Origin of the sequence: Proteus hauseri (genome assembly GCF_004116975.1) — a bacterium.
GTDB lineage: Bacteria > Pseudomonadota > Gammaproteobacteria > Enterobacterales > Enterobacteriaceae > Proteus > Proteus hauseri.
In genome coordinates, this window is record NZ_CP026364.1 from 921,068 (window position 1) to 933,307 (window position 12,240).

General features: G+C 38.2%; 10 protein-coding genes. 4 read left to right on the forward strand and 6 right to left on the reverse strand.

The window, feature by feature from the left end; genetic code table 11:
* Positions 1-36 precede the first annotated feature (36 nt).
* From PH4a_RS04310 to PH4a_RS04320, 3 genes are all read left to right on the forward strand, one after another.
* Positions 37-1,326 carry a hypothetical protein gene (locus tag PH4a_RS04310; RefSeq protein WP_129038023.1) on the forward strand — a complete coding sequence of 430 codons (1,290 nt, stop codon included), beginning with the start codon at positions 37-39 and terminating at the stop codon, positions 1,324-1,326.
* A gap of 28 nt (positions 1,327-1,354) precedes the next feature.
* Positions 1,355-2,515 (forward strand): MFS transporter, encoded by a 1,161-nt coding sequence (locus PH4a_RS04315; protein WP_129038025.1) that lies wholly within the window; start codon positions 1,355-1,357, stop codon positions 2,513-2,515.
* A gap of 178 nt (positions 2,516-2,693) precedes the next feature.
* Positions 2,694-2,960 carry a DksA/TraR family C4-type zinc finger protein gene (locus PH4a_RS04320; protein ID WP_129038027.1) on the forward strand — a complete coding sequence of 89 codons (267 nt, stop codon included), beginning with the start codon at positions 2,694-2,696 and terminating at the stop codon, positions 2,958-2,960.
* Positions 2,961-3,058: 98 nt separating this feature from the next.
* Here PH4a_RS04320 and PH4a_RS04325 read toward each other — a convergent pair whose 3' ends face one another.
* Positions 3,059-4,795, reverse strand: coding sequence for a pyridoxal phosphate-dependent decarboxylase family protein (locus PH4a_RS04325; protein WP_064721101.1), 1,737 nt, complete (start codon positions 4,793-4,795; stop codon positions 3,059-3,061).
* 707 nt (positions 4,796-5,502) lie between these two features.
* On the opposite strand from PH4a_RS04325, the gene PH4a_RS04330 reads away from it, so the two are divergent.
* Positions 5,503-5,952 (forward strand): hypothetical protein, encoded by a 450-nt coding sequence (locus tag PH4a_RS04330; protein WP_064721102.1) that lies wholly within the window; start codon positions 5,503-5,505, stop codon positions 5,950-5,952.
* A gap of 89 nt (positions 5,953-6,041) precedes the next feature.
* On the opposite strand, the gene deoD is transcribed toward PH4a_RS04330, so the two are convergent.
* The 5 genes from deoD to PH4a_RS04355 all read right to left on the reverse strand — a co-directional run bounded on the left by deoD (position 6,042) and on the right by PH4a_RS04355 (position 12,124).
* Positions 6,042-6,758, reverse strand: coding sequence for a purine-nucleoside phosphorylase (gene deoD, locus PH4a_RS04335; protein ID WP_064721103.1), 717 nt, complete (start codon positions 6,756-6,758; stop codon positions 6,042-6,044).
* Between the two features lie 79 nt (positions 6,759-6,837).
* Positions 6,838-8,064 carry a phosphopentomutase gene (gene deoB, locus PH4a_RS04340; protein ID WP_064721104.1) on the reverse strand — a complete coding sequence of 409 codons (1,227 nt, stop codon included), beginning with the start codon at positions 8,062-8,064 and terminating at the stop codon, positions 6,838-6,840.
* A 66-nt stretch (positions 8,065-8,130) separates the two neighbouring features.
* Positions 8,131-9,453 (reverse strand): thymidine phosphorylase, encoded by a 1,323-nt coding sequence (gene deoA, locus PH4a_RS04345; RefSeq protein WP_064721105.1) that lies wholly within the window; start codon positions 9,451-9,453, stop codon positions 8,131-8,133.
* A gap of 70 nt (positions 9,454-9,523) precedes the next feature.
* On the reverse strand, positions 9,524-10,303 hold the full coding sequence (deoC, locus tag PH4a_RS04350; RefSeq protein WP_064721106.1) for a deoxyribose-phosphate aldolase: 780 nt from the start codon (positions 10,301-10,303) through the stop codon (positions 9,524-9,526).
* A 519-nt stretch (positions 10,304-10,822) separates the two neighbouring features.
* Positions 10,823-12,124 carry a NupC/NupG family nucleoside CNT transporter gene (locus PH4a_RS04355; RefSeq protein ID WP_064721107.1) on the reverse strand — a complete coding sequence of 434 codons (1,302 nt, stop codon included), beginning with the start codon at positions 12,122-12,124 and terminating at the stop codon, positions 10,823-10,825.
* Between the last annotated feature and the right edge of the window lie 116 nt (positions 12,125-12,240).

Consider the following 12,240-nt stretch of genomic DNA (forward strand, 5'->3'; position numbering starts at 1 on the left):
AATAAAAGAGTCTATTAAACGAGATGGGAGCAACTCATGGCAGGAATACATCTTCATCCTCATGATATTTTAGACGAAGGCATGTCAGCCATTCTTCAGCGCCTTGATGGTATGAAGCATGTGGAGCATCTTTTTGTTGAAATTAATACAATTTTTGAACGCAACCCTTATCCTGTAGGTAACTTGCCTCATAACCCTGTTCATAATGTAGTTATGGGCACGGGTACCCTACACATTAAGACAAATACCGATTTTCCTCACCTTAGCCAACGAGTTGATCCGACTATTTTAGCGGGCGAAGATCCGTTAATGGTCATTAAAAAAGCAACAGATGGCGGGAAATACAAAGTCATACCCTGGGCAAATATCCTCAACGGTGATTTCATTGGCGAGGTAGAAAATAATCAAGTTGTCGATTTTAAAGGGCGTCCACAAGCGCATTGGCTTTGTCCTAACGCCCCTGATGTCGCACAACTTTGGCAAAAGACATTCACAGCATTAAAACAAAACTACGGCTACGATACCTTTTTAATCGACCGAATTCGCTTTCCCGATTGGGCAGGTAAAGAAGTTAATCCCGCCGGATTATTTACCTGTTTTTGCCCTCATTGCGAAAAGAAAATGGTGCAACAAGGCTTAGCGGTCGAGCAAATAAAAAGCCGTCTTGCTGCATTAGCTGATTTATTAAAACAAGGTGATTTTGACACCCCAGTTACCGCATTAAAAGAAGAGCCATTACTCAAAGCATGGCAAAAATTTCGCCAGCAAAGCGTAACGCAATTAGTTGAAAAATTGCTGACTGATGCAAAACAAACTGCGGGTGGTATTACCTTATGGCTTGATTTATGGCCACCAGCGTATAGCTGGATTTTAGGGCAGGATTATCATGAGTTAACCCGCTATTGCTCAACATTAAAACACTTCCCTTACCATAAATTAGGCGGAGGTGCTGATGTTCAGGGACTAATTAACCATTTTGCTCATGATAGTGAGAGCCAAGAACGTGCATTCACCGCATTTAAACGCTTATTCGACCTGCCTTATGACTTGTCTTACAAGACATTTCAACAGCAAGGCTTTCCTATTCGATTTGTAGCAGAACAAAATAATCGAGTGCGCCAAATATCACAACCAAATACCTTTATTTATAGCGGTATTCAAATGTGGAATTTACCCGCAGATCAATTAATTGAAGCGGTTATCGCTGCTGAAGAAAGTGCTTGTGATTCACTGCTTTATTACTGTTATGGCTGGGCTACACAAGCGTTATTTGATGCTATTGGTAAACACAATACATCTGAAGATAAGACCATTATTAAAAAATAATATACCGTAGAAAAACTAGGATTAAATTATGGCGAAACAACAAAAATGGAAAGTTTTTTTCCTCCTGTTTGTCACGATGTTTTTACTCGGTGGCATACAGAACACTAAAGGCCTTATTCTCGAACAAGTTCAACACGATATTTCATTAAATATGAGCCAAGTCGGCTCGTTGATTACTTTTTTCCAAATTGGTTTTTTAGTTGCTAGTTTATTAACGGGTTATTTTACCGATAAAAAAGGCCTAAAAATCATGATGTTTATTGGCTCATTAATGATGGCTGTCGGTTTAACCGGAACCAGCCTTGCCTTTAATGTCATGTTATTTTTTGGTTTTTATCTAGTTATTGGTTTAGGTATTGGTTCGATGTTAGTGTCTATCGTTACCGTTATTCCTACTTTTTATAAAGAAAAAGCCGGTATGATGTTTAATGTCTCTAATGCGATGTTTGGCGTAGGGATGATTGTCACACCACTTATTTTACAATATCTATTTTCTCACTCTATTTCATGGCGCGCATTTTATGTTGGTGTTGCCGTGATTGTCGCACTGATCATTGTGGTATTAAGCACTTTAAAAATAGAAAATAGCGCACAAGTTGATATGAAGTTTAGTGACATTTTAGAGTTGCTAACACAGAAATCGTTACTACTGGTTATCTCATTTATTACTTTATATGTTGCAGCTGAAGCAGCATTTTTAAACTTCTTCCCTATTTTTTATACCTCAATGGATATTGGTAATTTAACCAATGCCCAGAAAGCAGAAACCGCAGCCTATGTTATTTCAAGTTTTGCTTTCTTATTTACTATCGGGCGCTTTATTGGTGGCTTTATCAACCTCGCATTAGGTGATCGTAAAACCTTAATTCTGTTTTCATTATTCTCTTTAGTGGCAATTATTATTAGCCGTATTTTTGTACAAGATGTTGTCTATTTATTTATGGTGTTTGGTTTTGCATTATCTGTATTGTTTCCAACCGCTGCTGCGGTGGCAACCAAATTAACCAGTAAAAGCGGTTCTGTAATGGGCTTAATCTATGTTGCATCTGGATTAGGTGGCGCATTAGCGGGGTCACTAATCGGACAAGTATCAGAAAGCTATAGTGTTTCTGTTGGCTTTAATTTAATCATCGTCTTTGTTGCTCTATTCTTTATCCTTTCTCTATTTATTAGAGAACAAAAACAATAATAACGATATTTATGCCTCTGAAGTTTTCCCCTCTTTATGAGGGGATTTTTCTTTCTAATTATTTTTATTTGCTAAATTTATTAATATTTAAGTTGCCATTTTTTAATGGTGAGTGTTGATTTTTTAATCGGCACCCCAATAATAGTATTTATATTCGATGTTGGAATAGGAGAATATTATGGCAAGTGGATGGGCTAATGATAGTGCTGTTCAAGAGCAAATAGATGCCACCATTGATGACGCAATTGCAAGAGCCCGTAATAAAATGGCACAAGGTGAAAGTGCTGAGTACTGCGATGAATGTGGAGATGCTATTTCTCTTGCTAGGCAAAAAGCCGTACCCGGTGTACGTTATTGCATAAACTGCCAAGACATCTTAGATAAAAAGAATAATGCATTTAGTGGTTATAACCGCCGAGGCAGTAAAGATAGCCAACTCAGATAATCTGTAGCATTAGTGCATAGAACAAAAAACTGTACTTCAATATGAATTACTCTCAACTAAAGTACAGTTTGTTTCTATTTAATCAGCCAATTATTTAATTAAATTTTTGCTACTTTCTTTGAACTTTGATTTTGGCTCATCTTAGTTAATATTTTCAAAAAATTATCAATATGTGCCCGCTCTGTATTCGGATTCATAAATACAGCTTTCTCACCCGGAATATAAACATAACGATTATTTTTCGCATATTTAGAACATGCAATAGAGTCTACCCAGTTAGTAAATAATCCTTCTCTACCACGTTGTAAGAATAGTTTTCTATGCCACTGTGTATTATGAACCATAAAGTCATAAGCGTCTTTATCCGTAGAGCACGTTAGCTCTAAATCAAAAGCAACATTAGGATCTTTAACTAAATTAGGATCATAAAGTTTAAAACCAACACTTGGCCCTTGGTTTTGTGGCACGATAACCTTTGCATTACCCATTTCTAATAATTGGTGACGCATATAGTTCGCATTTTGTAGACAGTGAGCAATAATGGTTTGATAACCTTCAACGCCCATATAATGCATAGCTGAATAAGCGCCAAAGATCCCCACACCACTACGCGTACATTCGATAGTAGATTGTAAGTGAGTTTGCCCTTCTAGCTCATGTTCAAAGTAAGTAAAGTTTTCTGGGTCGTTTTCTAGTGCAACGAAATCATTACCATTCTTAACTAACACCATACTTGAGGTGTAAGGGACATAACCCCATTTATGAAAATCGATAGTGATTGAGTCGGCATATTTCAGATGTTTGAATTTCTCAACATTCTCACGTAATCCTTCTAATGTCGCATCATTAATAGCTAATGGGTTGCCACTAAAATCATATTCTAAGAAGAATATAATAGGCCAGCCCACAGCGGCGTCAACGTGAACGTGTGGCTTCACTGGAATTTCAAACTCTTCACATAAGCGGTCACGCAGCTCACAAACACCTTTAACATCATCAACACCAAAAGTGTCGGTTGTACCTGTAGTGAGCATAATAGTTGGCACTTTACATTTCACTGTAAAGCAGGCTCTTAATTCGTGTTCTAAGTGATCTAAATCGATAGTGTTATCTTCAGCTACTTTAATACGGATAGTTTTGTTATCCACATCAACACCTAGCAGTGCAAGGTTCGTCATATTAGAATAATGACCGCCTTGAGAGTTGATAATACGATAATCTTGATCAGCAGCCATACCTAAATGCTTAGAATTAGGCATAGACTTACGTAACCCGAATAAATAACCGTATAAGTTACACATGGTACCGCCTTGCGTGAACACGCCCGACGCCACTTCAGGGTCATAACCCACCAGCTTTGCAACTTTTTTGATTGTGACTTTTTCTAATCCATCTGCAATACCAGAGTATTCGCAATACACCATATTAGGGTTACCCATTAACCCTAATATTGAACCATAAACCCCCGGATCACTTGGCATTGCGATTACGTTTTCAACCGCTAATGGATTCTCCCAGTTTTTACAAAGAGTAGAAACGAGCATCAGCAGTTCATTAGGATCGTTTTCTGGATAATTAATATGCTGTTGAACTTGTGTATCAGACATTAAACGTTCAAATAACTCAGGCCCATTAGAATAACGCTGTAATTGATCCTTATCATTGGTTGTCGTTTTTCTAAACTGTGTAATAGATTGGATTGTTTTATCCTGAAATATCGGCCAATACTTCGGATTACGGCTGAAAAAGTGAGCAATAACGTCATGGTATTTCTTCTCAAATTCAGCGTTTAGAATGTTAGCAGAAGATAAACCTAATAAATCTTGATTTTTCACTATATTCTCCAAATAAAACCGATGGTAACTTAAATTAATTGCATAACAATACTATACAATTTCTTATTAAATAAGTTAGTTACTTATGTGATAATGAATAATCATATGGTAACATTATATGGACAATAATAGTTATATATATCAATAAATTAAAAGAGAATGGAAAGTTGTGTTTACAAGTGAGGTATTTTAATAATCTCTTTTATGTGATTGAGATCACAATGAAAAATGCTTTAATAACAAAGATATTGAATGAAATAATTATAATATGTTGATAAATATATAAAAATAAGCCATTTACAACTAACATACTGATATTACTAACCTCTTCATTCGATAAGTTATATTAATCTGTTTTTCCTACAATAGAACTCCAATTGATTACATTAAATGCAATCAATCCTTTTAAATTAAAAATAAAACACTATTTTTTATTTATAATTTAGATTATATATTCAATTTCAATCACTACTTAGAAATAAAATTTCACATAAGTTGACTATCACTATTATTTTTCTTGAAATGAAAAAATAGATAACTATAACTAGTTATTTATTCTGTATAATTAATAAATTTCAGTTAAAGTGAAAATATAATTACATATCTAAACTATTAGGAGTTTTTACTCTACATATTTTTCGGTCTTAGCCGATACTTACAGTAATACTCGAAACAATATGAGGTGGGCGTTAAATGGAGAGAACAATATGAGAGCATCTATTATTGCAGCTGCGGTATTCGTATTAGTAGCCTCAAATGTAGAAGCTAAAGAGTATTCTTGTCAGCTTGAAAATGGAAAATATGTCAGCGTCTTCGCTGAACAAGGTAAACCACCCATTTATCGATATGGCACATTAGCAAAAACTGAGATAACGCTTCCAGTTCCTCAAAAACAAAATAACAATGTTTTTTATGGTCATCAGATGTTTGTGGCCGGTGCCTCTACTTATGTACGCTTTAAAAACGGTAACTACAGTTATGTGGTTTATGATGGCGAGGGACGAGGCTGGTACTTTAATGGTGTGATCATTTATAAAGATAATAATATTATTAGTAAAAAAGAGTGCAAAGAGCCTTCATCTCTTAATTTAGGCGATATTGATAAATATACGATTAAAGTTGATCCTTATTTAGAAACTTATATTTATGCTCCTTAGTTTTTAATTTATTTATTAAAAATAAAACTAAACAAAAAAAGCCCAATTAAAATTGGGCTTTTTCATTTTAAGCAACGAGGCTCTATCGATTAGTCTTCTAATAACAAAACAGATTCTAATGCGATCTCAATCATTTCGTTAAAGGTAGTTTGACGTTCTTCAGCTGTCGTTTGTGTACCTTTCTTGATATGGTCAGATACAGTACAAATAGTCAGTGCTTTTGCACCGTATTCCGCAGCAACACCATAAATACCAGCAGCTTCCATTTCAACACCTAGGATGCCGTATTTTTCCATTACATCAAACATTTCAGGATCTGGTGAATAGAACAGATCTGCAGAGAAGATATTACCCACGCGAACTTTGATGTCTTTTGCTTTCGCTGCATCAACAGCGTTTTGAACTAATTGGTAATCAGCGATAGCTGCAAAATCTTGGTCTTTGAAACGCAGACGGTTAACTTTAGAGTCAGTACATGCACCCATACCAATAACAACATCACGTAGTTCAACATCAGGTAATACAGCACCACATGAACCAACACGAATGATCACTTTTACGCCAAAGTCAGTAATAAGTTCTTTCGCATAAATAGAGCAGGAAGGGATACCCATACCGTGACCCATTACAGAAACTTTACGGCCTTTATACGTACCTGTAAAACCTAACATACCACGAACACTATTTACCTGACGAACGTCTTGTAAAAAAGTTTCAGCGATGTATTTAGCACGAAGCGGATCGCCCGGCATTAAAACGACATCAGCAAAATCGCCCATTTCTGCGTTAATATGAGGGGTAGCCATAATTCTTCCTTTTAATTAATCTTTTTACTTACTATTCAAATAAATCGGTAGGTATATTGCTATACCTACCGAAGTAAAATTAAAACATCGCTTTACCATAATCGACAGGTGATACACCGAAGTATTTCACAACAGTTTGTCCGATATCGGCAAATGTTTCACGATGACCTAATGAACCAGGTTTAACTTTAGGACCATAAACTAAAACAGGGATATGTTCACGTGTATGATCTGAACCCGGCCAAGATGGGTCACAACCGTGGTCTGCGGTTAAGATAAGAATATCATCACCAGTAACCAATTCCATCAGCTCAGGTAAACGACGGTCAAATAATTCCAACGCTTCACCATAACCAACTACATCACGACGATGACCATAAGAAGAGTCAAAATCAACAAAGTTGGTAAATACGATAGTGTTATCACCCGCTTGTTTCATTTCTTCTATCGTTGCATCAAACAATGCATTAATACCGGTTGCTTTCACTTTTTTCGTAATACCTACGTTAGCGTAGATATCTGCAATTTTACCGATAGAAACTACATGCCCTTGTTTCTCATCAACCAGTTTTTTCAACATGGTTGGTGCTGGTGGCTCAACGGCTAAGTCATGACGGTTACCAGTACGTGCAAAGTTGCCTGGTTTGTCTCCAATAAATGGACGAGCAATAACACGACCAATATTGTAATCGCCTTTATTTAATTCATCACGAGCGATTTCACACAGTTCATACAGCTTATCTAAGCCGTAAGTTTCTTCATGACAAGCAATTTGGAATACTGAGTCAGCAGAGGTGTAGAAAATCGGTTTGCCGGTTTTCATATGTTCTTCACCCAGCTCATCAAGAATGACTGTACCTGATGCATGGCAGTTACCTAAGTAACCCGGTAATTTTGCACGCTTAACGATGTTTTCTAACAATTCTTGTGGGAAAGAGTTTTTCAGATCTTTAAAGTATCCCCAATCGAACAGAACAGGAACACCCGCAATTTCCCAGTGGCCTGACGGAGTATCTTTACCAGAAGAGATCTCACTTGCATAAGCATACGCACCGATAATATCTGCGTTCTTATCTAAACCAATAGGGAATTCACCAGCAGATTCTTCTGCTGCTTTGGCTAAACCTAAACGGCATAGATTAGGTAAATGAAGAGGACCTTTACGACCGTCTTTATCTGCTTTACCTTCAGCAAACGCTTTTGCGATACTACCTAAAGTGTTTGAACCTTGGTCGCCAAATTTCTCCGCATCACCGGCAGCACCGATACCGAAGGAATCTAATACCATGATATATACACGTTTCATAATTCTCTCTCCTGTGTCATTTTCCGTAGACCACGGATATGTCACTTATAAATCGTAATTGAGTTCTTATTCGCTGATTTGGCGGTAAACCATTGGTGATGCTTCACGTTTGCTGTCACCAATTTTTATTGCTTTACGTACTTCAGCAGCGGCTTCTTGCCATGATTTTTCACTATTAGCGTGGATCATCGCCAAAGGCGTATCAGAGCTGATTTCAGCACCCAACGCTGCGATATCGCTTAATCCAACACTATAATCAATGGCATCAGTTGCTTTACGGCGGCCGCCGCCTAGTGTCACAACAGACATACCTAAAGCACGGGTATCCATTTCAGTAACAAATCCCGCAGTTTCAGCGAATACAGGTTTACTTAATACCGCAGTTGGCAGGTATTTATTGTAGTTTTCAACAAAGTCAGATGGACCTTTTTGGGCTGCAACCATACGACCAAATACTTCAGCCGCTTTGCCATTATCCAATACATCTTGCAGTTTTTGACGAGCCTGTTGGCGATCATCTGCTAAACGACCTGATACTAGCATTTCAACACACAAAGCCATGGTAACTTCAAATAAACGTGGGTTACGGTATTCTCCAGTTAAGAATTGAACCGCTTCACGAACTTCAACCGCATTACCTGCGCTAGAAGCCAGAACTTCGTTCATATCGGTTAACAGCGCTGTGGTTTGACAACCAGCACCATTAGCAACTTTTACAATAGACTCCGCCAGCTCTTCAGATTTCTGATAAGTTGGCATAAAAGCACCCGATCCAACTTTAACGTCCATCACTAATGCATCTAAGCCTTCAGCTAATTTTTTACCTAAAATTGATGCAGTAATAAGCGGAATCGAATCAACTGTTGCAGTAATATCACGGGTTGCATAGAAACGTTTGTCAGCAGGTGCTAATGAGTTAGTCTGCCCAATAATTGCAACACCTACATTACGAATGATATCGCGGAATTTTTCATCATCAGGGAAAATATCAAAACCCGGAATTGCTTCGAGTTTATCAAGTGTTCCACCTGTATGGCCGAGTCCACGACCAGAAATCATAGGTACATAACCACCACAAGCCGCGACCATTGGCCCTAACATCAGTGAAGTGACATCACCAACACCACCTGTTGAGTGTTTATCAACTATTGGACCATTTAGGTTTAAGCTTTTCCAGTTAAGCACTGTACCGGAATCACGCATAGCTAATGTCAGTGCAACACGCTCTGGCATAGTCATGTCATGAAAATAGATAGTCATTGCTAACGCAGCAATTTGACCTTCAGAAACAGTATTATCTCTGACACCGTTAATAAAAAAGCGAATTTCTTCCTCAGTTAAAGGATGACCATCACGCTTTTTACGAATAATCTCTTGGGCAAGAAACACTGCAACCTCCTGGCTTTATAGTACTAGTAACGCCCATGCTTATTAGCCGTGGGCGTATTTCACGAATGGATTAGTAACCACTAGACGATTTTTGCTCGCCATGACCTAAAGTGGCTAATAAATTACCTAACAAGCTTGACGCGCCAAAACGGAAGTGACGGGCATCAACCCAGTTATCACCCATAATGCGATTAGCTAAAGCAAGGTATTGAGCGGCTTCTTCTGCGGTACGAACACCACCAGCAGGTTTAAAGCCAACTTCTTTGCCAACACCCATGTCGTGGATCACTTGGATCATTAACTCAGCACTTTCCAGTGTTGCATTTACAGGCACTTTACCTGTAGACGTTTTAATAAAGTCTGCACCTGCTTTAATAGAAATTTCAGATGCTTTACGGATCAGCGCAGGATCTTTCAGCTCACCCGTTTCTATAATTACTTTCAGTAATGAACCCGCTTCAGCACATGCTTCTTTACATGCTTTAACGATATCAAAACCGATTTGTTCGTTACCTGCCATAAATGCACGGTAAGGGAAAACAACGTCAACTTCATCTGCGCCATAAGCTAATGCCGCATTGGTTTCTGCTAATGCGATATCTAAATCATCATTACCATGAGGGAAGTTGGTTACAGTTGCGATACGAACGTCTGGTGTACCTTGTTCGCGTAACACTTTACGCGCTAAAGGAATAAAGCGAGGGTAGATACAAATAGCGGCCGTATTGCCTTCTGGGCTTTTAGCCTGATGACACAAAGCAGTCACTTTTGCATCAGTATCATCATCATTTAATGTAGTTAAATCCATCAAAGACAGCGCAAGGCGCGCTGCAGCGGTTAAATCTGTCATAAAACTCTCCAACGATGTTTCTCAAGCCCTTTGGGCTACGCTTAAGGTTAGCGATTAATTTTGTTGGCGAGCGGACTTGGTTCCTTGAAGATGTTGTTGCAGCTTAACACCACAACGACAGCTGAGATCCTTCTCACCGCGCTATGCTCACTTCGGCGACCCGTCATTGAGCTTTCGCCATTCCATGAAGTTTCAGCACATCTTATTTGAACACGCTAAGGAACAATTAGATGTGCTTTACATCACACTAATCAAATGCAACTTGCAATCAATGACATTAAAATGTGATAGAAGTCACGATTTGGCTATTTTCTGCTTTAATGTTACTCGAATATCGCTATTAAGTCGTCGTTATAACGCAAAAAAATCTTAATCTAAACAAAACAACAGACTAATCGGCGATATTCAGTACAATCTGCGAAATATCTCTCATAATAAAAGTAGTTAACATCACACTAGAAAACAAACATAAAAGAGCAGATAGATGAATAACCTATCTGCTCTTAATCAGAAAAATAATTACGCAGCAACAACAGCCATTGCGGTTAATGCAAAGAAGAATCCAGCAATTGTCGCACTCATTAAGTTAGAGAGCGTACCTGCAAGTACAGCTTTCATTCCTAAACGAGCAACATCTTTACGGCGATTAGGTGCCATACCGCCCAATCCGCCTAATAATACGGCAACGGAAGAAAGGTTGGCAAAACCACATAGTGCAAAGGAGATGATTACTTTAGTTTGATCAGAAAGTACCATTAATCCAGAAGCCAATACATTGGCATCTTCTTGAAGATACTTACTAAACTCAGAATAAGCATAAAACTCATTGATAACTAATTTTTGACCAATGAAAGAACCCGCGATAGTCGCTTCATTCCAAGGCACACCAATCAAGAAGGCTATCGGGGCAAATACCCAACCTAAAACGAGTTCTAATGAGAAATTCTCATAACCGAACCAACCACCGATACCACCAAGAATACCATTGACTAATGCAATTAAGGCAACGAATGCTAATAGCATTGCACCTACGTTAAGTGCTAGCTGTAAACCTGAAGATGCACCAGCCGCAGCTGCATCAATAATGTTTGCTGGTTTTTCTTCATCACTCATTTTATCGAGTGCATCTTTTTGATCGTCAGGCGTTTCAGTTTCAGGGATCAGTAATTTAGCAAATAATAAACCACCAGGTGCAGCCATAAACGACGCAGTTATCAAATATTCTAATGGCACGCCCATACTTGCATAACCCGCAAGTACAGAACCAGCAACAGAAGCTAATCCACCACACATTACAGCAAATAACTCAGAGGTTGTCATACGCGCAATATAAGGACGCACAACCAGTGGTGCTTCGGTTTGTCCAACAAAAATATTTGCTGTTGCTGACATTGATTCGGTACGCGAAGTTCCTAGAACTTTTTGTAAACCGCCACCAAGAATTTTAATCACAATCTGCATAATGCCTAAGTAATACAGTACTGCGATTAATGAAGAGAAGAAAACAATAACCGGTAAGACACGTAAAGCAAAAACAAAGCCGCCATTACCAAATAGCTCAAACATTTTATCTGATACTAATCCAGCAAATAAGAAACTCATCCCATTATTGCCGTAATCAATAACATTCTTAACTGCATCAGAAACCGCAAGAAGTACCTCACGCCCTCCTTCAGAGTAAAGAACAAATGCCCCTAAGCCAATCTGAATAAGGAATGCGCCACCAACGGTACGTAATCTAATAGCTCGTCGATTGCTGGAAAAAAGAATGGCAATTAATACTAACGTTACCATTCCGACCAAGCTCATAATGAGTTGCATTGAAGGATCCCTGTTCACCTAAAAAATTTAATGGATTATCAGTAACACTTGAATTCAAGCCTACTGACTCTTTTACGAAATAATTATACCCAGTCCAGAAAAAGAACCGTCTATAT